Origin of the sequence: Gemmatimonas sp. (assembly GCF_044376735.1) — a bacterium.
GTDB lineage: Bacteria > Gemmatimonadota > Gemmatimonadetes > Gemmatimonadales > Gemmatimonadaceae > Gemmatimonas.
The window spans coordinates 1-21984 of the sequence record NZ_JBILKJ010000045.1; the positions used below are offsets into that span (position 1 = coordinate 1).

Here is a 21984-nt window from a genome sequence, read left to right on the forward strand (position 1 = left end):
TTCACCACGCGCCGCGCAATTGCGTACGTGATCGCGCTGGTCCGATAGCCGATGACGTGCGGCAGTCCGGCCACCGCCGCCTCGAGCGTCGTGGTCCCGCTCTTGAGGAGCCCGGCCGTCGCGGCACGGAGTACGTTGAACGACGCGCCATGCACCCGCGGGAAGGGACACTCGGCATGGCTGATCTGCACCGTCGGCGCCACGCTCACGACGACGGTCAGCCCGGGAATCCGGGACTGCAACACCGTGGCCGTTTCCATGAACGGCTGCAGATGGCGCGCCAACTCGGCTCGACGACTGCCGGGAAAGACCGCGAGAATCGGTCCCTCGGCGGGCAGCCCCAGCGCCGCCCGCGCGGCGGCCGATGTCGGTAGAGATTGCGCGCGATCGAGCAGCGGATGGCCGACGAACGTCGCGTCCACGCCGTGGCGCCGAAGCAATCCCTCTTCGAACGGGAGAATGGACGCGGCCTTGGTCACAACGCGCGCCAGCTTCGGCAACCGGCCGGCCCCCCACGCCCAGACCTGTGGTGTGATGTAGTACAACACCGGCACACCGGCCTGCCTGGCGACCTCCGCCACCTTCAGGTTGAAGCCGGGGTAATCGAGCAGCACCACCAGCGCCACGCGGCCGCTCTCGATCCGCGCGCGCAATCGGCCCAGCAGCGCGTAGTGTTTCGGAATGTGCCGAATGACTTCGGCGAAGCCCATCACCGCAAGATTCTCGACGTCCTCGAGGATCTCGACACCGGCGGTCCGCATGTGTCCACCGCCGACCCCGACCATCGCCAGCTCCGGGGCCGTGACGCGCAGCTCTTCAGCCACTTTCCCCGCGTGCAGATCGCCGGATGCCTCGCCGACGACAAACAGAATCTCACGCACGCGCCGACTCGTCGGAGGCGCGCATGACCTGTTGGGCGGCCTCGATCGCCGTCACGATCCGCAACGCCGCTTCGAGCGCCTCACGCCCTTCCTCACCCGTCACGGCCACCGGGTTCCGCCCGGCGATCGCCCCGAGGAACTGCGAGAGTTCCAGCACCAGCGGCTCACCGTCGGGCGCCTCGAGAGGCACCCGCTCCACGAACTCCTCAAGCGCACGAGGCGCGCGCGCAAGCAGCATCGGATCGAAGTCGCCGCGCAACCGAAAGAACTCCCCCGTCCCGGCGGCCAGATCAAGCGAGAGGTAGCCGCTGCGCTGGAAGATCCGGAGCTTGCGCAGCCGTTCGCGCGACACCCGGCTCGCGGTGATGTTCGCCACCGCGCCGTTGGCGAAAGTGAGGCGCGCATTCGCGATGTCGATCTGCGGCGTAAGCACCGGCATCCCCATGGCCTGGACGTCGGCCACCCGCAGGCCCACAAGCGTGTGCACGAGATCCAGATCGTGGATCATCAGATCGAGCACGACCGCGACATCGGAGCCGCGCGGATTGAAGGGCGCGAGGCGGTCACTTTCGATGAACCTCGGCCCATCGACAAACGGCATGGCCGCGCGGACCGCGCGGTTGAAGCGCTCCACATGGCCGACCTGTAGCAACACGCCGGCCGCGCGGGCCCGCGCCAGCAGATCGTCAGCTTCGTCAAGCGTGACCGTGAACGGCTTCTCGACGAATACATGCTTCCCACGATCGAGTGCGGCCGAGGCGACCGCGTGGTGCGCCGTGGTCGGCACCACGATCGACACCGCATCGACATCATCGAGCATGGTCGCCAACGACGGATACACGCGCACGCCATGCTGCGTCGCGACTTCGGCGGCACGACCGGGATTCTCGTCGACGAATCCGGCAAAACGATCGCCGCAGAGATCGCGAAGGATGCGCACGTGGTGCACCCCAAGACCTCCGGCGCCGACGACACCGACGCGCGGCGCATCGCGTTTGGAGAAGGCGCGCGCCTCCGGAGTCATGGCCGTGGTTCTCAGAATCCGACGCCTCGCTGGCTCGCTTCGATGAAGTCGAGGAAGTGCTGTACCTCGGGGAGCATCGTCAATTCAGCACGGGCCTTCTCGACGCCCTGCCCGAGATTGAGATCGGACCGGAAGCAGGTACGATAGGCCCGTTTGAGTTCACGGACCACATCCTCATCGAATCCCGTCCGGCGTAACCCCACCGAGTTGAGGCCGAACAGCTTGATGGGATTGCCCACGGCGCGAACAAACGGCGGCACATCCTGCGCCACCCGCGAGCATCCGCCGATGAACGAATGCCGGCCGATACGCGAAAACTGATGCACGGCGCAGAGGCCGGAGATCGTGGCCTTGTCCTCGACCGTGACGTGTCCCGCCAGTTGCGTGCCGTTCGAGATGATCACGTTGTCACCGATATGGCAATCGTGCGCCAGGTGCACGTAGCTCATCAGGAAACAGTTGCGTCCGACGCTCGTGGTGATCGAATGCGCGGTCCCGCGGTTGATCGTCGCGTACTCACGCACGGAGGTATCGTCACCGATATCGACCCACGTCTCTTCACCGCGATACTTGAGGTCCTGTGGGTCGCCGCCGAGGATCGCGCCGATGCCGATCTGCACGCGCGCTCCGAGCCGAACGTTCCGTTCGAGCGTCGCGCGCGCCGCGATGTGCGTGCCGTTGCCGATGGTACACTGCGGGCCGATGATCGCCCACGGCCCCACCTCGACGTCCGCACCCAGATGCGCCGACGCATCGACCAGTGCCGTCGAATGAATGCGTGCAGTCATCGATCGCGAACCATCGCGGACATGTCCGCCTCCGTGACCACCTGGCCATCCACCGTGGCGACGCCACGCATCTTGCACATCATGCCGCGGAGCTGCAGCACTTCCATCTCGATCCGCAGCTGATCCCCCGGCTTGACCGGCCGGCGGAACTTCACGTTGTCGAGCGACAGAAAGTACACCACCTTACTCGACGGATCGGCGATCGTGCGCATGAGCAGCATTCCGCCCACCTGCGCCATCGATTCGATGATCAACACGCCGGGCATAATCGGATGGCCAGGGAAGTGGCCCTGGAAGAACGGCTCGTTGATCGTGACGTTCTTGAGCCCCACGATCCGCTTCCCTTCCTCGATCTCCAGAATGCGATCGACGAGCAGAAACGGATAGCGGTGCGGCAGCACCTGCATGATGTCTTCGATGGAATACACGGCGGGCTCCCGGACGGCGTGTTGCACGAGGGCTCGCACCAGGGCGACCGTGCCCCGGTGACTCGGTTTGTGAGCGACGATATGCGCGCGGACGCGCGCGCCAGCGAGAACGAGATCACCGACACAATCGAGGGCCTTGTGCCGAGCAAACTCATCGGGCCAACGGAGCGCGGTGCCCACGACGCCGTCGGTGTCGAGGACCACTGCGTTGGCCGTGGATGCCCCCTGAATCAATCCTTTCGCGCGTAGCGCGTCCACTTCGTGCAGGAACCCGAACGTCCGGGCGGCCGCGAGTTCTCGCGTAAAGCTGTCGGCGGTCACCATGCACTGCGTGCGCTGGGTGCCGATCAGCGGGTGCGGGAAATCGATCGTGACGTCGAGCGAAAGGCCCATGCAGGGGCTGGCCTCGTACACCGACTCTCCGTCCACCACCCGAATCGACTTCCGCAGCACCAGCCAATCGGGGCGCCCCCCGTTGGCCACCACGCCCGCCTCACGCAAGGCGTCGAGAAACGGCGCCGCGCTCCCGTCCATAATCGGCGGCTCTGGCCCGTCCATTCCGATCTCGAGATCGTCGATCGCCAGCGCGCCCACCGCGGCGAGTACATGCTCCACTGTGTGAAACGCGTCTGCACCCGTGCCGAGCTGCGTCCGACGTTCAGCGTCGACCGCGACATCCACGCGCGCGGGGATTGGTGCCGCGTTCTCGATATCCAGTCGGCGGAACACAATTCCCGTGCCCGACGGAGCCGGGCGGAAGGTCAGTCGACAGGGTTGACCGAGGTGAAGGCCGATGCCGTCGACCACCGCCTCCCCTCGAATGGTGCGCCGCTGTCCAGCCGGCTCGCTTGTGGCTCTCGTGACCACGGCGGCAGCCCGCCCAGCCTTGGCGATCATGTCGCGCTGCCATCGGGGGGACCACCGGCGCGAGGCGTCGCGGCCGCGCTGCTCACCAGCTGCTCAAGAGGACGCACAATCTTCGCGAGGCGGGCCAGTGCCCCTGTCGCACGCAAATGGTCGCGGTGGGGGCGGGCCGGGAATCCAGACCACGTCTCCCCTGCTGGGATGTTGCCAATCGCCCCGCTGCCACCACCCAGATTGGCGCGCGACCCGATCGTGACATGCCCGGTTACTCCGGCCTGCCCACCGATTTGCACGCCATCGCCGATCCGACTGGATCCGGCAACGGCGGCTTGTGCCGCCAAAAAGCACCCGCGCCCAACGCGCACGTTGTGCGCAATGTGGACGAGATTGTCGAGCTTCGTGCCCGCACCGATGACGGTGTCATCGACGCTACCCCGGTCGATGCAGCTGTTCGCGCCGACCTCGACGTCGTGCTCGAGGATACAGCGTCCTGCGTGCGGAACGCGCAGGACGCCATGATCCTGAGGCACGAAGCCGAAGCCTTCCCGGCCCACCCGGGCTCCCGCATGGAGAATGACGCGGTCTCCCAGCTCGGTAAACGGGTACACGACGGCCGAGGAATGCACCCGAACATCCGTGCCGAGCACCGCGCCAGCGCCGATCACCGCCTGGGCGCTGATCCAGCAGCCATCGCCGATCACGGCGCCCTCGCCGATGACCACGAAGGGATCGATCGTGACGCCGTCGCCGAGGCGCGCATCGCTCGCGATAACGGCCGACGGGTGTACTCCGTGGGCGCGGGGTTCCTTGCGGTGGAACTGCGCCAGCAGGGTGACCATGGCGTCGACCGGTTTGGCCACCACGATTCGCGTGCGCGGCGTTCCGGCGAGGTCAGCGAGCTCCGGGGAGATCAACACCACGCCGGCACGGGACGTGGTAAACCACTGCCCGTAACGCAAGTGTGCGAGAAAGCTCAGGTCGTTCGGGCCGGCGCGATCGAGGGGCGCAACGCCACGAACCTGGATCGAGCCGTCGCCAACGAGGACACCACCGACTTGCGCCGCAACGGCAGCGGCGGTGATGGGCTGTTGCCCATCACCGCCGCCTGCCTGCGGATCCCCGGAACCGCCGCGCACTGCGGCAATCACGCCGTGGGCGGCTTCTTGGTGTTCAGGCCCGCGGGGGCGCTCGTCGGACCAGCCGGAACGGGCTTGGCCGCTGGCGCCGCGCGCGGCGCCGCCAAGCGAAGCTTCGAGACGACGCGGTCGGTGATATCGAGATTCTTGTCAGCCGACACAATCAGCGAACCGGCCGCCACGTCGAAGATGAAGGCAAAACCGCCCTCGGCCCGCAGGTCGTCGAGCACCTTCCGCACATTGTCCATGATCGGCTGCATGAGCTCGGCCTCACGGGCCTGCGCCTGCTCCTGCATCTTCTGCACGCGTTCCTGATAGTCCGCCTGCTTCTCGCGTAGCGTCTTCAGCCGGGCTTCCTTCGCCGCCGGTGACAGCGACACCTCCTCCTTCGCATACGCTTCCTGCAGCGTATTCAGGGAATCCGACAGCTTCTGCACGGCCGCGCGCATGGACGTCATGTCCTTCTCGAACTGCGCCTCGGCTTCGGTACGGCCGGGGGCAGACTGCAGGATCGCGGCAGAGTTCACGTAGGCGAACTTCTGTCCCTGAGCGGAAGCCAGGGCAGGCACGCCAAGCACCAAGGCGCAAGCGCCGACGAACGAGGAAATTCGCATGTTAGGTCCTGAGTTTAGAAGAGCTGACCGAGTCGGAAATGGAACTGCCAACGTGGATCGGGCCGGATTCGTCCGGTCACCAGGTCCACGGTCGTGCGATCAAAGCCATACGCCATATCCAATCCAAGCGGTCCCAGCGGCGTAACGGTAGATACCCCGAATCCGGCGGAACGGAAGAGGCGGGTCGGATTGATCTGCCGTGCGGACGCCCAGTTGTTACCGGCATCGGTAAAGGCATTCAGGTAGAACATCTGGTTGAACCGGACGCCGATCTCACCCGTGAGGGTCATGAAGGCGTTGCCGAACGACGCCGGATCGGAGCGAAACTGGTCGGTGTTCGGATTGAAGCCGACCGGGGTGATCGAGAACTCGGGATAGCCACGCAACTGCTGGCCGAACATGACACCGCCGACCGCGAACTGCTGCTGAAAGAAGAACGGCCCCGAATTGCCGAACAGGCTGCCGGCGCGGGCCGTGAGACCCATCGTGAACTTGATGGGCTGCGAACCCGGGTTCGTTCCCCCGAACTGCCCCAGCTGGGTGTAGGCACGCATTTCCGTGGTGACACGCTGGAAGTTCACCGTGCCGCCCAACGGACCGCCGCTGAAGTCGGCGGTGATGGTCCGCATGGATCCGCCCGTCGCGAACGGCAGGTCGATACGCGTGTCCTGGGTGTACTCGAGGCCGAGATTGGAGCGGAAGCAGTTCCGGGTGCAGGTGTTCTGGATCTGCCCCGAAGTAAACGTGGCCGACTCGCCGTTGTACGATACCGCCATCGTGGAGAAGTACGACCACGGCACCGGCAAGCCGAACCGCAGTTGTGAGCCCGTGCGAATGTTCTGGCCCAGGTTGCCGACGATGAAGCGGGACTGCGTACGATACGCGCTGATCGCACCGGACACGCGAGAGCCACGCAGAGCGGGGTCGGTATACGTAGCGGTGAAGTCGTTGAAGAACCGGCCATACTGCCAGTTCAGCTTACCCTGCTTGCACAGGCCGAACAGGTTGGGCTGCTCGAGGCCGATGAAGCCACCGAAGCCCACGCCGCCCTGCCCCATCGACGCGCCGAAATTGATCGAGCCGGTCCGCTTCTCCTTCACGCGAAACACGATGTCCACATCGCCCTGATCATTCACCGGACGGTAATCCGGGAACGGCATCGGCGACTCGAAGAAGTTCATGTTGCCGATGCTCTGATAGCTTCGGATCAGCGCCGCCTGATTGAATACACCGCCCGGGACCAGGAAGATCTGCCGGCGAATGCAGTCATCGGCGGTGAAGTCGTTGCCAAGAATTTCGATGCGGTTGACGATCGCCGGATTCTTCTCATCGATTTCCCAGCGCAGATTGACCGTTGGCACCGAATCCGGGCCCTCGAGCTTGCGCTCCAGCACGGGGTTGATGCGCGCGTACAGGTAGCCGTTGTTGCGATACTCGCCGTTCACCTTCTCGATGGCGTCGTCCCACCGGTGCTGGTCGAAGATGCCTTCAGGTGCGGCGGCTTCGCGCTTGATCAGCCCCTTCACGCGCTGTGTAAGCGTGGGATCATTGCCCTCGAACGGATAGAACTTCTTGAGGTCCTCCGTGGGAAAGCGGCGATTGCCCGCGATTTCGAAGGTGCCGATCCGGTACCGTGGACCTTCTTCGATACCAATCTGCACCAGCCCCTTTCCGCGCTCACGATCGACGATCAGCGTATCCTTCGCGATCCGCATGTCGACATGACCGAGTCGGGAGAACAGGGTGGGAATGCGCTCACCCAAGTCTCCGACGTACTTGTCCTCGTCGAACTCTCCCTTGCGGAACCACCAGAACCCCTCGGGCTTGGTCTTCATGGCCGACACGACCTGCTTGTCCTGCACCGACGTGTTGCCCAAGATCTCGATGCCGGAAATCGCCAGCCGACGCCCCTCATCGACGGTGTACGTGATGCCGATGCGATCGTCGTCCATCTTCACGGAGTCGATCCGCACCTGCGCCAGATAGTACCCGGCGGCCTCGTACGTCGAGTCGATCCGCGCCCTCCCCTTGGCCAGCATCAGGGGATCGATCGGACGACCGATCAGCAAGTCAATCTTGTCACGCACCGACCGTTCAGACACGTTCTTCGGGCCGACGACCTTGATCTCCCCAAGGATCGCACGCTCACGCACCTGAATGACCGTGAGCACCTTCTCCGGCACGCTCTCCAAGTCGCAGAGCAGCTGGACATCATCGAACAGGTTCAGCGCGTACAGCCCCTTCATGGAACGCTGAATCGACGGAAAGTTGAGCGGCGTGCCGGGCAACAGCCCCATCTCGCCACGGATGCGCGCGTCGGGCGTTCGCGTGTTTCCGCGGATCGCGATGGAGTCGGGGGACGCGCAACGCCCCGTCACGTCCTGCGCGGCTGCCGCACGAGGGGCGACCGCAGACGTGAACAGGACGATACCGGCCAACACCAGCGTGGCCGCTCTTGTGGGGACGCTCTTCAGCATAGCCTCTAAATATACAACGAAACGGCAAGCGGCCGGACCCTTGGGTCCGGCCGCCGCAGATCCTGCGTTACGCCTGAGGCGTAGGGGACAGGACGCGGAACTCCAGTTTCTCCTTCTCAGTGGCCGAGACCGCGACTTCAATCTCGTCCCCCTTGGAGAACTCGCCCATCAGAATCTTCTCGGACAGCGGATCCTCGATGTACCGCTGAATCGCCCGCTTGAGCGGACGCGCGCCGTAGTGCTCGTCGTGCCCATGGTCAACCAAGAACTCCGTCGCCGCGTCGGTCAGCATGATGGTGATCTCCTCCTCGCCCAGACGCTTCTGCACGTCGGCAAACAGGATCGACACAATTTTCGAAATGTGCTCCTTCCCGAGCGGGTGGAACACGATCACGTCGTCGAGCCGATTGAGGAACTCAGGGTTGAACACCCGCCCCATCTCCTCCTTCACCTTCTCCGAAATGCGCTCGAAATCGCCGCGCGCATCGTTGCCGGCGAAGCCGAGCGACTTCCCCCGCGTAATGTCCTTCGCGCCGACGTTTGACGTCATGATGACGACCGTATTCTTGAAGTCGATCACCCGGCCGTAATTGTCCGTGAGATGTCCCTCATCGAGCACCTGCAGCAGAATATTGAACACATCCGGGTGCGCCTTCTCGATTTCGTCGAGCAGCACCACCGAGTACGGCTTGCGACGCACGGCCTTCGTGAGCGTGCCGGAGTCCTCGTAGCCCACGTACCCCGGCGGCGCCCCGATGAGCCGAGACACGGAAAACTTCTCCATGTACTCGCTCATGTCGACCCGAATCAGCGCCGAGGTGTCGGCAAACAGGAACTTGGCCAGTGACCGCGCCAACTCGGTCTTGCCGACGCCCGTGGGCCCCGAAAAGATGAACGAGCCGATCGGACGACGCGGATCCTTCAGCCCCGCGCGGCTGCGGCGGATCGACCGGGCAAGCGCCTTGATGGCCTCGTCCTGACCGACCACCGACTGGTGCAGCTCGTCTTCCATCCGCAGGAGACGCGACGTCTCCGCTTCCTGCAGACGCGTGACGGGGATGCCCGTCCAGCGGCTGACGATGAACGCGATCTCCTCCTCGCCCAGCGTGGGGCGATGCGACTGCCGCCGCTGCTCCCAGTCTTCCTGCTTGCGGCGGATCTGCGCCTGCAGATCACGCTCGTTGTCACGCAACGAGGCCGCCCGCTCGAAGTTCTGATCGCGCACCGCCGCTTCCTTCTCCGTGTTGATCGCTTCCAGCTGTTCCTTGAGCTCGGCCACCTCGGCCGGCGGCACCTGCGCCGCCAGCCGCGCACGGGCCCCCGCCTCGTCGATCACGTCAATCGCCTTGTCCGGCAGGAAACGGTCGGTGATATAGCGTTCCGACAGCTTGGCCGCCGCGAGCAACGTCTCGTCGGGGATGTTCACCCGGTGGTGGTCTTCGTACTTCTTGCGAAGCCCCTGCAGAATCTGCACGGTCTCATCGATCGAGGGTGGCTCGACCACGACCGTCTGGAATCGACGTTCGAGGGCGCCGTCCTTTTCGATGTACTTGCGATACTCGTTCAGCGTAGACGCCCCGACGCACTGCAGTTCGCCGCGCGCGAGCGCCGGCTTGAGCATGTTGCTGGCGTCGATCGCGCCTTCGGCCGCTCCGGCACCCACGAGCGTATGCAACTCGTCGATGAACAGGATGACCTGCTTGTTCTGCGCGATCTCATTCATGACCGCCTTGAGGCGCTCTTCGAACTGGCCGCGATACTTCGTACCGGCAATGACGGCCGCCATATCGAGCGAGAGCACGCGGTTGTCGCGGAGCGAATCCGGGCAGTCGCCATTGGCGATCAACTGCGCCAGTCCTTCCACGATCGCGGTCTTGCCCACCCCGGGCTCACCGATCAACACCGGATTGTTCTTCTTCCGGCGCGTCAGCACCTCCATCACGCGCTCGATTTCCTTCGCGCGACCGATCGTGGGATCGAGCTGGCCTTCCGCGGCGAGCTGCGTCAGGTCGCGACAGAAATGATCGAGGGCGGGCGTCTTCGACTTCTTGTCGCCCTTGGCCGGTGCCGCCGACGGCGGAACGCTGCCGGCCTTCTCGGCCTGCGGCGCCTGTCCGGTCTGCGGCATCTCCGTGCCCAGCAGCCGCAGCGTTTCGGCACGCGCCGCCTCGAGATTGACGCCCGCGTCGGTCAACACCTGGGCGGCGATTCCCTTCTCTTCACGAAGGAGGCCCAGCAGCAGGTGTTCGGTGCCGACGTAGCTGTGATTGAGATCACGGGCCTCCGCCATCGCGAGCTCGAGCACTTTCTTGGCGCGCGAGGTATACGGCAGATCAGGTCCGGTGGCCTGTGCTGCTTTCCCCTTCTTGACGGTGTCCTCGATCTTCTGGGTGACGTCGTCGAGATCCACGTTGAGGTTTTGCAGCACCGCCGCCGCAACGCCCTCACCCTCGCGGATCAGGCCGAGCAGGATGTGCTCGGTGCCCACATACTCGTGATGCAGACGTGCCGCTTCCTCGCGTGCCATCGCGAGAACCTTCCGCACCCGCTCGGTGAAGTTGTAGCCGTTCATCGTCCCCTCAGGGTCGTAGGGAAGCGGATCATTCGACGCCGCCGCCTTCGCTCACCAATACCTGCCGCACGTATTTGGCGCGCGCCAGATTGGTCTCGCTTTCCGTCAACGCACGCTGCTCGAGGTGAGCCAGATGCGCGGACTGGGCAAAGATCAGGAGCTTGTTGAGTGTGTATACACTGAGCCCGGTAATCAGTTTCAGGCCCACCGCCAGACGTACTCCACTCAGGTAATTCATGGCCTCGTCGAAGGTCAGACTGCGGGCGTACCGCAGCGTCCCGTAGGCGCGCCACAACTTATCCTCGATAATATAGCCCGCGTCACGGACGAGGACACGACGCGCTTCCTCCTCACGTTCGATCACATGGCGGACCACGCGGACCAGCAGGTCCTGCAGTTCCTCCTCGGAACGCCCCAGCGTCGTTTGGTTCGACAGCTGGAAGAAATTCCCGACGACTTCACTCCCCTCACCGTACAGCCCGCGATAGGTCAGCCCCATCTGCTGCAGGCCGGCCAGCACCTTGCCGATCTCCTTCGTGAGCACCAGACCGGGCAAGTGAATCAAGACCGAGGCCCGGAGGCCCGTGCCGGCGTTGGTCGGACAGGCCGTGAGGAAGCCAAATTCACGATGAAACGCATACGGAACCTGCGCCCCGAGGTCGAGATCCAGCCGGTGGACGGCCTCGAACGCCTGAGGCACGGCGAAGCCCGAGCGCAGCGACTGTAACCGCAGATGGTCCTCCTCATTCACCAGCAGCCCGACCGATTCGCCGAGGAACACGGCGGCGCCGGACCGGATCGGATGCTGCGGATCGAGCCCCGCCAGCTCCTTGCTGACCAGGTGACGCTCGTGCAACAGCTGCCGGTCGACCGTGGACAGCTCCTCGAGACGCAGCAGCAGGCTCCCGCTCAACGAGGGCACGGCCCCGAGGGCATCGCGCACCTGGGCCAGCATGCGCAACCGCTCGCCGTCGCGAGCCCGGCCGGTGAACGCGTATCCCGACACGTTCCGGGCCAACCGCATCCGGGTCGAGATCACGACGTCAGAATTCGGCCCTGACGCGTCCAGCCATCGCACCCCGCCGTCGGGCAGCAGCGAGAGGTCCAACGCCGGTCGTGGGGGCGTCATTCGATCACCTTGAGACGGTCGCGCAACTCGGCGGCCAGTTCGAACTGCTCCGTTTCGACCGCCCGCTGCAGGCGATCGCGCAAATCGTGAATCGAATCCGGCTTCGACGTGGCCACGTGCGTCACGGGGGCGTCGTACCGCTGCCCCACATGCCGCGAGCTTCCGTGCAACCGACGTAACAGCTCGCGGAGACTCTTCTCCATTGCATCGTAGCAATGCGGGCAGCCCAATCGGCCGGTGGCACGGAAGTCACGCGCGGTCGCCCCACAGAACGAACACGCGGCCGCGTCCTCACTGGTCGTGGACACCTGCTGCTGCACGGCCTGCAGAATGTCGCCGAGCGGGTGCTGCGTGACCGCAACGGTGGTCTCGACCCCCTTCGCCGCCGCGCACTTCTCGCAGAGATGAAGCTGCGTGACCGCGTTGTCCACGATGCGCGTCAAATGCACGACGGCGTCGAGCTCTTTGCAATTGTCGCAGATCATCAGCTCTCCAGCCCGAGACCGTTCGTCTCCACCAACCGTCCTCCTTCCAACGAAAGCGCCCGATCCGCGCGGGCAGCCAGCGACTGATTGTGGGTCACGACCACCAGCCCCAACGAAAGATCCTGAGCCAGTTCCGCGAAGAGATCGTGCAACCGCTCAGCGTTACGCAAATCCAAGTTGCCACTTGGCTCGTCGGCCAACAGAAGGGCGGGTTCCGCGGCGAGGGCGCGTGCCACGGCCGTGCGCTGCTGCTCCCCACCGGACATCGCCCCTGGGCGATGATGCCGACGGGCCGACAGCCCGACCCGCTCCAACAGCTGCTCGGCCCGCTGACGCGCGATACCGTCGGCCACCCCGGCGATGCGCAAGGGCATCATCACATTCTCAAGCGCCGAGAACTCACGGAGGAGGTGATGGAATTGAAACACGAACCCAACCGCACGATTCCTGAGTCTGGCGACGGCCTCGTCATCCAGCCCGCCGACGCTCTGCCCGCCAAGCTCGATCCGTCCCGCCGACGGGCGCTCCAAGGCACCCAGCACGTGCAGCAAGGTGCTCTTCCCCGCCCCGCTGGCACCGACCACGGCCACCATCTCCCCGCGTCGAACTGTGAGCGAGACTCCGTCGAGGATCCGGATCACGCCACCGTCTCCCCCCAGAAACTCCTTGACCACCCCCTCCGCATGAACAACCGGTGGCTCGGAGCGCGCCATCTCCACCGGACTCGGCTCACTCATGGCGGATCGCTTCAACCGGGTACAGGCGCGCCGCCTGAGCGGCAGGATACAGCGTGGCCACCGCCGTGATGACGAGGCTCGACACGATGATCATCAGCACGTCGGGAATCTGAATGGCCACCGGCAGATGATCGATGAAATACACCGAAGGATCGAGCGAGATCAGATGGTACCGCTCGAGGAGCAGCGACAGGATCAAGCCAATCGCGACCCCCCCGCCGGTGCCCACCCCTCCCACAACGATTCCCTGATACAAAAAGATCCGACGAATCGACTTAGCCGGCATGCCCATCGCCCGGAGGATGCCGATCTCCCGCGTCTTGTCCGACACCACCATGGTCAACGTGCTGACGATGTTGAATGCCGCGACCACCACGATGAGCAGCAGGATCACCCCCATGCCGAGGCGTTCGAGCTTCAGCGCCTGAAACAACGATCGGTTCTGCTCCTGCCAGTCGACCGCACGCACCGGCGCCTTCAGGTTCGCCCGCAGCGAGTCCGCCACGGCGGGAGCCTGCCAACGATCTACCGTGCGCACCTCGATACCGGTGACGTCGTCGCCCAGCCCGGCAAAGCGCTGTGCGGCCGCCAGCTCCAGATAGAGATAGGCATTGTCGTACTCGTACATTCCGGTCTCAAACACGCCGGATACCACCGCGCTGTCGAGGCGCGGCACGATCGCCCCGGTCGCAGCGTTCATGTCGAGCCCTGCCGCTCCCACGAGGACGATCGTGTCCCCCGGAAACGCATTCAGCTTGGATGCCAACAGTTTGCCGAGCACGGCACCAGGCAGCGACACGCTGTCCCGCGTGAAATGGAAGTCGCCGAGAATGGCGTGCGAGCGAATCGTCGTCACGTCGGCCTCCGGCACGCCATCGGCGAGGATGCCCATGACCTGCGCACCCGTCATGTAGCCGGACAGATTCCGCACCATGCCCTGCGTGCTGACGAACGGCGCCGCCCGCACCACGCCGGGAGTGGCCACCACGGCCTCGCGCGTGTCGCGCCAATTCGTCATGCGCATGCCATCGCCGTACGGCAACACGTGTACATCCGGACTGCCCACGAGAATCTTCTCGCGAAGATCGCGCTGTAGCCCGTTCATGACGCCCATGATGACGATCAGCGCGCTGACCCCAACCAGCACACCGCCGATGGCGATCACGCTGATCAGCGACAACAAGCGCGACCCACGGCGACTCCGCAGGTAGCGCCAAGCGATCGACAACTCGAGGCGAGTCACGGAATGACTACTCGGGCCGCATGGTGGGAAACAGGATCACGTCTCGGATGTTCTGCGTGTCCGTGAGATACATGAACAAGCGATCGATTCCGATGCCGACGCCGCCGGTGGGCGGCATGCCGTACTCCATGGCGCGGAGATAGTCATCATCGACGCCAGACGCCTCGTCATCGCCCGCATCACGCAAGCGCGCCTGGGCTTCAAAGCGTTCCCGCTGATCGATCGGATCGTTCAGCTCGGAGAACGCATTCGCGAGCTCTTTACCGCGCGCGAACAACTCGAAACGCTCGGTGAGGCCCGCCGGACCGCCACGCTTCGGCTTCGCCAGCGGCGACAGCTCGATCGGATAATCCACCACGAAGGTCGGCGTATCGATCTTCGATTCCACGAGTTCCTGGAACATCTCGTCGAGTACCTTCGGCCGGCTCAGCGAGGCCACCTTCTGCACGCCGATCCGCTCCGCCGCCTGACGCAACGTGGTGTCATCCGCCGCCATGACATCGATACCCGCCGCCTGGGACAGCGAGGGCACCCACTCAATGCGCGGGAATGGCGTGACCAGTACTGGTACCTTGTCGCCTACGGTCGGGATCGAACGAATCGCGTCAGCGGCCGCAACCATGAGCGTCTCGACGCGCTCCATCATCGTCGTGTAGTCGGCGAAGGCCTCGTAGAACTCGAGCATCGTGAACTCCGGATTGTGCGTCCGGTCGATGCCCTCGTTGCGGAAGTCGTGACCGATCTCGTACACGCGTTCGAATCCGCCTACAATCAGCCGCTTGAGATACAGCTCGTCTGCGATCCGCAGATACAGCGGCATGTCGAGCGTGTTGTGGTGCGTGATGAACGGTCGCGCCGACGCGCCGCCGTACAGCGGCTGCAGCACGGGCGTTTCGACTTCGAGATAGTGCAATCCATCGAGATGCGTGCGGATGCTGCGGGTCAGCACCGAACGGGCGCGGAAGAGCGCCCGTACTTCGGGATGCACCGCGAGATCGGCGTAGCGCTGTCGCGCCCGCTGTTCGGTGTCGGAGAACCCGGAATAGCGCACCATCTGCCCATCGACCAGCTGCTCCTTGCCGAACGGCAGTGGCCGCAGCGACTTCGAGAGGAGCGTGGCCACCTTCACCTTCACGGTGGCTTCGCCGGTCTTCGTTCGCATCATCGAGCCGCCCACGCCAACCCAGTCGCCGAGGTCCCAGGCATTGAGCTGGGCCCAAGCCGCTTCGCCGATCTCGTCGCGCCGGAAGTACAGCTGGACGCGCCCATCCATGTCCGCCAGGTGGGCGAACGCCGTCTTGCCTTGGCTGCGCCATGAGGTAAGGCGGCCCGCCACCGTGACATCGGGCCCCTCATCCGATGTGCCAAGCGCGGCCACCGCTTCGGTGGCCGTATGCGAGCGGTCGAACGAGTAGGCGAACGGTTCGGTGCCCGCCGCGCGCAACGCCTCGAGCTTGTCACGTCGCGCCTTCATCAGAAAATTCAGATCCTCGCTCACAGCGGGCGCCCCTCCGCCTTCTCTTCGCTCTCCTGCTTCAGGTAGGCCTGAATAAATGGGTCGATCCCGCCGTCCATGACCTTCTGAACGTCGGCGATCTTCAGCTCGGTGCGGTGATCGTTGACCATCGTGTACGGTTGGAAGACGTAGCTGCGGATCTGGCTGCCAAACGAGACGTCCTGCTTGTCGGCGTCGAGGAGGGCCTTGGCGGCGGCGAGCTTGTCGGACTCGCGTTGATACAGCTTGTTCTTGAGCTGCTTCATCGCGGTCGCCTTGTTCTTGAACTGCGACCGCTCCGCCTGCGACGCGCAGACGATGCCGGTCGGCATATGCGTGATGCGCACCGCAGACGACGTCTTGTTGACGTGCTGCCCGCCGGCGCCAGACGCGCGATACACATCGATGCGAAGGTCTTCGTCGCGAATCTCGATGTTGATCTCCTCGTTCACGACCGGATACACGAACACCGACGCGAAACTGGTGTGGCGACGAGCTTGCGAGTCGAATGGCGAGATCCGCACCAGACGGTGCACGCCCGACTCCGGACGCAGGAATCCGTAGGCGTACTGCCCCTTGATCTCGATCACGGCACCCTTGATACCGGCCTCTTCACCTTCACTGAGGTCGAGCATCTCGAGCTCAAAACCTTTGCGTTCGGCCCAGCGCGTGTACATACGCATGATCATCTGCGCCCAGTCCTGCGCCTCGGTGCCACCGGCGCCCGCGCTGATCTCGATCTGCGCATCTCGGAAGTCATCGCGGCCGCGCAGCAGCGATTTCAGCTCGAACGCATCGAGTTCCTCGACGATGCGTTCGGTCTCCGCATCGAGATCCTTGGACATGGCACTGTCCGGCTCGAGGGCCAGGAGTTCGTCGATCTCCCGCGCCGACTCGATACGTGCACTCAGCGCGTCGATCGGCTCGATCCATCCCTTGAGCACCTTAACCTGCTGCACGATGTCCCGCGCGTGCTCCTGATCATTCCAGAAGGCGCCGTCGGACATCTCGTTCTCATACGCGTTCAGCGTCGAGCGCTTGGCGTCGACGTCAAAGATACCTCCGCATGTCCACAAGCCGCTCGTCCGACCGTGTCAAGACCCTCAGCCGTTCTCCATCCTGCATGCCGTGCCTCCACGTACGACGCGGGCCGCCCTCCGCGCAGGAGAGCGGCCCGTAGTGTCACCAGCTGTTACCAGCATTCGAGTGACAGGGAAGGTACCCGGAGACGGCTTTGGCTTCCAGCGCCAGAATCAGAAGAGACGGCGGCCACCCGCTAGAATCTCGTTGAGAGCCTCTTGGAAGTACGGCGAGTGCTCGGCGACGTCCCGCCCGACCTGTTCCACGTACTCCTCGTAGCTCTTCTTGATCTCGCCGCGAAAGAGCTGGCGCAACGTCCCGTCGCGAAGCCCCTCCTCGCGTCGCTGTGGATGATACGCCACCAGATCGGAGACGAGCGCCCGGGCGAGCCGGCGCGCGCGCTCGGCCGGATCGGCGCGAAGAAACGGATTGATCGGACGTTTGCCCGCCGCCGGCGTCGCCATCGCTGACGCCGACATCGGGGTCACCGACGCCACCGGTGTGGGGGCCGACGCGTGACTCGGCTCGGGGCTCCAGACCGATGCGGCCGTCGGCTCGTGCGCGGACGCCTCCGCTGACTCGTCGGCCGAAACCGCGGACGACACCATGACCGGGGGTGAGGCAGCGGCAGTAGCCATGGGTGTGGACCGCGCTTGTCGCGATCCAACCGGCACCACGGCTGCCGCCGAGGAAGCGGGCGTCACCGACACGGGCAGCGTCCCACCGCCGATCGTGATCACGCCTCCACACACAGAGCATCGGGCACGCACGCCGGTGGCCGGCACCTTGGCCGGATCGACACGGAACACCGACTTGCAATCCGGACACGAAACCGTCATCACGCTCCCCCTACGCTGCGAATGCCCTGACGCTCACGAAGTGCATCAATCGAGGCGCCAGCCGAGACCGGCGCCGCGGATTCGTCCCGTCGACGATCGACGGCCCAGACGGAACCCGGTAGTGTCTTTGCATATCCCTTCATCTCCGTCGCCAACTCGCTGACCTCGGTGCCCCGTGTGAAATGCCGGCGCTGATTGGTGACCACGCCGACGGACAGCGTCATCAGCGGAACGCGATGCAGCTGGCCACGCCGATCCTTCCCGAAGAAATATCCCACCCGACGGTCCTGCTCGGAATACTGCCACGGTATCAGTTCGTCGAATACCCGTATGACGTCGTCGCACACCCGGGGGACGGCGGCAAGCGGAATGGTGTAAAGAAAATCATCCCCCCCAATGTGGCCTACAAAGCCCGCCTCCACACAGAGGCCCTTCACCACGTCGTGAAGAATACGGGCCACAAGCTGGATCACCTGATCCCCGTGATGGTACCCGTACCGGTCGTTGAACTCCTTAAAATGGTCCAGATCGGCGTAGCACGCCGCGAACTTCTCCCCGGATGCGACGCGTCGGTTCAACTCCGCTTCGATTTCCCTCGTACCGGGAAGCCGAGTCGATGGATGGACATCCGTGTCACGATCGCTGCGCCGCAGCATCGCTGACAGCCGAGCCGTCGACTCCTCGTCGCTGACTTCTGCCCGGAGCACTTCGTCCGCCCCCGCGTCGAAGGCCTCGGCGAAGCGCTCGGCCGATACGATGACGAGCACCGGGACAATCGCGGTGTACGAGTCGCGTTTGAGGCGACGGCAGGTACCGATCGCCAGTTCCGCCCACTCCGCATCACCGCGCGCGTCAACGAGAATGAACTTGGGGCGTGCCTTCATCGCCAGCGCGTAGACCGCGGCCCCATCGGTCGTCCGCTGCGGCGGAATTCGCGCAGATTCCCACCACGCCGTCAACCACGCCGGCTCTTCCTGGCCGCCGGTCAGGTGTACCGCCATCTGTTCGTTGAAGCCGGGGCTGGTCATCGTCGCGGCGTGGATCGGGAATCAAGATGGGGTCCAGCACTCGATGGCCTGGAGCGAGTCCGACGACACGCCCGAACGGACTTGCACTCTCGCACGGCCCGGGAACGAGGCGACGGGGCCACTCACCACACTCATGGACGATCACCTCCCGACGTTCGGCACGAGATATCGTCCATCAGCTCAACTACCCCGGAGGAGGATACCTGCGATTCAGCCAGCGTCTCAGGCCCTCGTCCCGCGAAGGCTAACGGTGGCCGGGTATCAGCCGAATGGCCGTTCTCACCTGCCGCCGCCCCGCTCGCGGATCCCCCACCGGTTCGACCACGGTGTGAATGCTCGACACCTTGAGGCCCGCGACACCGGCACCACCGAACCGCCGAACGCGGACGCTCACGTAGGCGTCGATCAGACTGACCAAGTGATTGGCGCCGACCAGCCCGACATAATTGACAGCGCGCTGCACGCTGCGATTGGCGCTGGCGATGGTCTGCGCGTAGACATCCTGCTGCAGCTGGGCGTCACGCCAGCTCCAGCGATAGGCTGCCGGCACGGCCCGCGCGAGATAGAACGCGAGCGCACGTTGATACTCAGGGCTCCCGACGGGTGGTGCCACGTCCGGATTCAACCAATAGGTCTCGCGCGCCAACAGCCAACGCGCCCCATTGTAGGTCGTTTCGTCGGTCTCGGGATCGATTGCACCTCCGGGCACGCGATCGTACGCACCGCTCTCGAGAAACTTCTCCATCGACTCGTAATAATCCCAGCTCCCGAGCGGGCGCTGTCCCCCGAACGGCTGCCTTGCGACCGAAAACGCCAAGGCACGGTAGGCCTCGCGATCCTGATTGGCGTCACGGCGGGCGCGCACCTGCTGGAGGATGAGGTAGCCTTCGGCGACCAAATAGCCGACGCTTCGCTGCTGTCCCAACGCGAACTGCCCGGCCCCAGGGACCACACCGGAGAGGACCGGTGCCCACCACGGCGCGCGCGCGCCCGAGTCAGGCCGTGAGGGGGTCCCCGACGCGGGCAACGATCGGTGGTCGAGGCGGATGTCCGAGCTGGAGAGGTTCAACGCGCTGGCGCTACGCAGCGCAACCGGCGTCCCGCCCTGCGCGAAGACGACCGAGGCGGTCAGCATGCCGCAGAGACCGCTGAGCGCCGCGACTACCCTGCGCCGCATCAGAAGCGCGCCCGCAACGAGATGTACGTAGGCGGCTCACCCAGTTGCGCCGACGCGGCGTCGAAACGACGCGCCAGATCGAGCGCGATGCCACCACGCTGAAATCCGACTCCGATGGACGGCCCCTTTGCATCGCCTGGCTGTACCTTATAGCCCCCCCGCAGAAAGGCGACATGCCGATACCCCAGTACCACCCCGAGGCCGCCGGCGGCGCCGTTGAGGGCCGCAGCGCGCTGTACATCAACGGTGACATCGAGTGAAGCGCCCGCCGCCGTCAGGGCCGGCACGGGCACGCGCACCATCCCTCCGATCTGAAAAAGGCGCGGCAGCGGGTCCGCCTGCTCAGCATCCTTCACCTGCAAGGCGGGACCGAGATTACGCACGGACGCCCCGAGGGTGATCGGTAACGTCGTCGGCAACACATACTGCGCGCCGAGATCCAAGGCGCTTGTCGACCCGGAAATAATCGGCACGTTGCCGCAGATCCCGGTGCACTGGAATCGCAGCATAATGAACTTGTAGGTCAGGCCGGCGCTCAACCGCTTGCCCACCGGGGTAGCGTAGGAGAGGGCCAACTGGTAATTGCGGTTGGTGATCGTGCCGATCTCGGTACCACTGACCGGATCCGTCGCTGCCTGATCACCGTAGTTTACCAAGTACACCGAGGCCGCTACGGTCCCGAGTACGCGCGACGGGCGCGCCCACGTGAGCATGTCGCTGGTGGCGATCAACGTTTGCGAATGATGCACGGCCAGCTCCTTCTTGCCGATGCGCGCCAACGCGGCCGCATTCCACCACATGGCTTCGGTACCCATCGTGGAATCGGCCACCACGGCTTCCCCTTGCGCGACGGCATGCGCACCGAACGGGACCAGAAGAAAGAGTCCACCGTTCTGGGCACGGGCGTGCGCCGCGGTGCTCACGCTCAGCGTAAACACGACGGTTGCACGCACGCACCGTTGAAGCCACGGCGGTCCGCGTCTCACGTTCTCTCGGTTGGGTCGCCGTATCCCAAGCGCAGCACGGCGTTCCGATTCCGCCGCCAGTTGGGGAGCACCTTCACCCACAGGTCGAGATACACGGGCTGCCCAACGAAGCGCTCGATCTTCTCCCGCGCTACGCGGCCCAACTTCTTGATCTGTTGTCCGTTGGCTCCGATCACGATCCGTTTCTGGCTGTCACGTTCGACGTGCAGGACCGCCCGAATGTACAGCGGAGTAGAGCCCTCGCGAAACTCCTCGATTTCACATGCGAGGGCATGCGGCAATTCGTCGCCGAGCTGCTCGAGGGCCGTTTCGCGCACGAACTCGGCACAGAAGAACTTGACGGGCTGCGTGGACAGTTCGTCGGCGGGATACAGGTAGGGACTCTCCGGCAGGCGCTCGGTGATCGCCTTGACCAAGCGATCCATACCGTCGCCCGTGTGCGCCGACAAGAGCACAGCCTCCGGATAGTGTTCGAGCAAGACAAACTTTCTGGGCTCGTCGATGAGATCGATCTTGTTCAGCGCGAGCAGCAGCTTGGCACGCGGTGCCCGATCGAGCCCGGCGGCCGTCGCAAAGTCGCTGGGGATCGTGGCCGTGGCATCGACAACGTGGACCAGGACATCGGCGTCGCGGACGGCGGCGAGCGCAGCGTTGCGCATGGCGCTATGCAGTGTGTCTTTCGGTTCGAGCAACCCCGGGGTGTCGAGAATGACCATTTGCGTATCATTCTCCGTCCGCAGCCCGAGAATCCGATGTCGGGTGCTCTGCGCTTTGCTCGATGTAATCGCGAGCTTTTCACCGACGAGTCGGTTCAGCAGGGTGGACTTGCCGGCATTAGGAAAACCGGCGACCGTTACGATACCAGCCCGTGTCATGAACTCGAGTTCGGGTGAATGCGACTGTGGGTGTGAAGGGTAGTGCCACGTCGAAGCCCCCGCCACCGGAATCCGTAAGGATTGGTGACGGGGGCTTCACAAGGTGCCGGCATCGGCCTACTCTCC

At 64.6% G+C, this 21984-nt stretch carries 19 protein-coding genes and 1 pseudogene; all 20 read right to left on the reverse strand.

Annotation, left to right across the window (positions count from 1 at the left end; genetic code table 11):
- On the reverse strand, positions 1-881 hold an 881-nt coding region (lpxB, locus tag ACIRA7_RS08685), incomplete at its 3' end, for a lipid-A-disaccharide synthase (RefSeq protein WP_396220442.1).
- Positions 874-1905, reverse strand: a complete 1032-nt coding sequence (locus ACIRA7_RS08690) for a Gfo/Idh/MocA family protein (RefSeq protein WP_396220443.1) — start codon at positions 1903-1905, stop codon at positions 874-876. The genes lpxB and ACIRA7_RS08690, both read right to left, overlap by 8 nt.
- Positions 1906-1916: 11 nt before the next feature.
- Positions 1917-2693 (reverse strand): acyl-ACP--UDP-N-acetylglucosamine O-acyltransferase, encoded by a 777-nt coding sequence (gene lpxA / locus ACIRA7_RS08695; RefSeq protein ID WP_396220444.1) that lies wholly within the window; start codon positions 2691-2693, stop codon positions 1917-1919.
- A complete protein-coding gene (locus ACIRA7_RS08700) occupies positions 2690-4018 on the reverse strand; it encodes a bifunctional UDP-3-O-[3-hydroxymyristoyl] N-acetylglucosamine deacetylase/3-hydroxyacyl-ACP dehydratase (RefSeq protein WP_396220445.1) in 1329 nt (442 codons plus the stop codon). Before ACIRA7_RS08700 ends, lpxA begins: the two co-directional genes overlap by 4 nt.
- A complete protein-coding gene (gene lpxD, locus ACIRA7_RS08705) occupies positions 4015-5121 on the reverse strand; it encodes a UDP-3-O-(3-hydroxymyristoyl)glucosamine N-acyltransferase (protein ID WP_396220446.1) in 1107 nt (368 codons plus the stop codon). Before lpxD ends, ACIRA7_RS08700 begins: the two co-directional genes overlap by 4 nt.
- A gap of 8 nt (positions 5122-5129) precedes the next feature.
- A complete protein-coding gene (locus tag ACIRA7_RS08710) occupies positions 5130-5735 on the reverse strand; it encodes an OmpH family outer membrane protein (RefSeq protein WP_396220447.1) in 606 nt (201 codons plus the stop codon).
- A gap of 14 nt (positions 5736-5749) precedes the next feature.
- Positions 5750-8212, reverse strand: a complete 2463-nt coding sequence (bamA, locus tag ACIRA7_RS08715) for an outer membrane protein assembly factor BamA (RefSeq protein ID WP_396220448.1) — start codon at positions 8210-8212, stop codon at positions 5750-5752.
- 67 nt (positions 8213-8279) lie between these two features.
- The gene (locus tag ACIRA7_RS08720; RefSeq protein WP_396220449.1) at positions 8280-10784 is read right to left on the reverse strand and encodes an ATP-dependent Clp protease ATP-binding subunit; all 2505 of its coding nucleotides are present in this window, start codon (positions 10782-10784) and stop codon (positions 8280-8282) included.
- A gap of 28 nt (positions 10785-10812) precedes the next feature.
- Positions 10813-11739 carry an ATP--guanido phosphotransferase gene (locus tag ACIRA7_RS08725; RefSeq protein WP_396220450.1) on the reverse strand — a complete coding sequence of 309 codons (927 nt, stop codon included), beginning with the start codon at positions 11737-11739 and terminating at the stop codon, positions 10813-10815.
- 170 nt (positions 11740-11909) lie between these two features.
- A complete protein-coding gene (locus tag ACIRA7_RS08730) occupies positions 11910-12398 on the reverse strand; it encodes a UvrB/UvrC motif-containing protein (RefSeq protein ID WP_396220451.1) in 489 nt (162 codons plus the stop codon).
- The gene (locus ACIRA7_RS08735; protein ID WP_396220452.1) at positions 12398-13135 is read right to left on the reverse strand and encodes an ABC transporter ATP-binding protein; all 738 of its coding nucleotides are present in this window, start codon (positions 13133-13135) and stop codon (positions 12398-12400) included. Before ACIRA7_RS08735 ends, ACIRA7_RS08730 begins: the two co-directional genes overlap by 1 nt.
- Entirely contained in the window at positions 13128-14378 is a 1251-nt protein-coding gene (locus ACIRA7_RS08740) for an FtsX-like permease family protein (RefSeq protein WP_396220453.1), read from the reverse strand. Before ACIRA7_RS08740 ends, ACIRA7_RS08735 begins: the two co-directional genes overlap by 8 nt.
- A 7-nt stretch (positions 14379-14385) precedes the next feature.
- Positions 14386-15852 carry a lysine--tRNA ligase gene (lysS, locus tag ACIRA7_RS08745; protein WP_396220459.1) on the reverse strand — a complete coding sequence of 489 codons (1467 nt, stop codon included), beginning with the start codon at positions 15850-15852 and terminating at the stop codon, positions 14386-14388.
- Between the two features lie 20 nt (positions 15853-15872).
- Positions 15873-16998, reverse strand: a protein-coding gene (prfB, locus tag ACIRA7_RS08750; protein WP_396220454.1) for a peptide chain release factor 2 whose coding sequence is annotated in 2 segments (ribosomal slippage) — positions 15873-16925 and positions 16927-16998 — 1125 coding nt in all. Because the reading frame shifts where the segments join, the coding sequence is not laid out codon by codon here.
- A 128-nt stretch (positions 16999-17126) separates the two neighbouring features.
- Positions 17127-17591 carry a hypothetical protein gene (locus tag ACIRA7_RS08755; RefSeq protein WP_396220460.1) on the reverse strand — a complete coding sequence of 155 codons (465 nt, stop codon included), beginning with the start codon at positions 17589-17591 and terminating at the stop codon, positions 17127-17129.
- 105 nt (positions 17592-17696) lie between these two features.
- A pseudogene (locus tag ACIRA7_RS08760) lies at positions 17697-17792 on the reverse strand (zinc-ribbon domain-containing protein); the annotation flags it as partial.
- Positions 17792-18820, reverse strand: coding sequence for a diguanylate cyclase (locus ACIRA7_RS08765; RefSeq protein ID WP_396220455.1), 1029 nt, complete (start codon positions 18818-18820; stop codon positions 17792-17794). The gene ACIRA7_RS08765 and the pseudogene ACIRA7_RS08760, both read right to left, overlap by 1 nt.
- A 244-nt stretch (positions 18821-19064) precedes the next feature.
- Positions 19065-19955 carry a hypothetical protein gene (locus ACIRA7_RS08770; RefSeq protein ID WP_396220456.1) on the reverse strand — a complete coding sequence of 297 codons (891 nt, stop codon included), beginning with the start codon at positions 19953-19955 and terminating at the stop codon, positions 19065-19067.
- A 41-nt stretch (positions 19956-19996) separates the two neighbouring features.
- On the reverse strand, positions 19997-20950 hold the full coding sequence (locus ACIRA7_RS08775) for a PorV/PorQ family protein (protein WP_396220457.1): 954 nt from the start codon (positions 20948-20950) through the stop codon (positions 19997-19999).
- 29 nt (positions 20951-20979) lie between these two features.
- Positions 20980-21858 (reverse strand): GTPase Era, encoded by an 879-nt coding sequence (gene era, locus ACIRA7_RS08780; RefSeq protein WP_396220458.1) that lies wholly within the window; start codon positions 21856-21858, stop codon positions 20980-20982.
- Between the last annotated feature and the right edge of the window lie 126 nt (positions 21859-21984).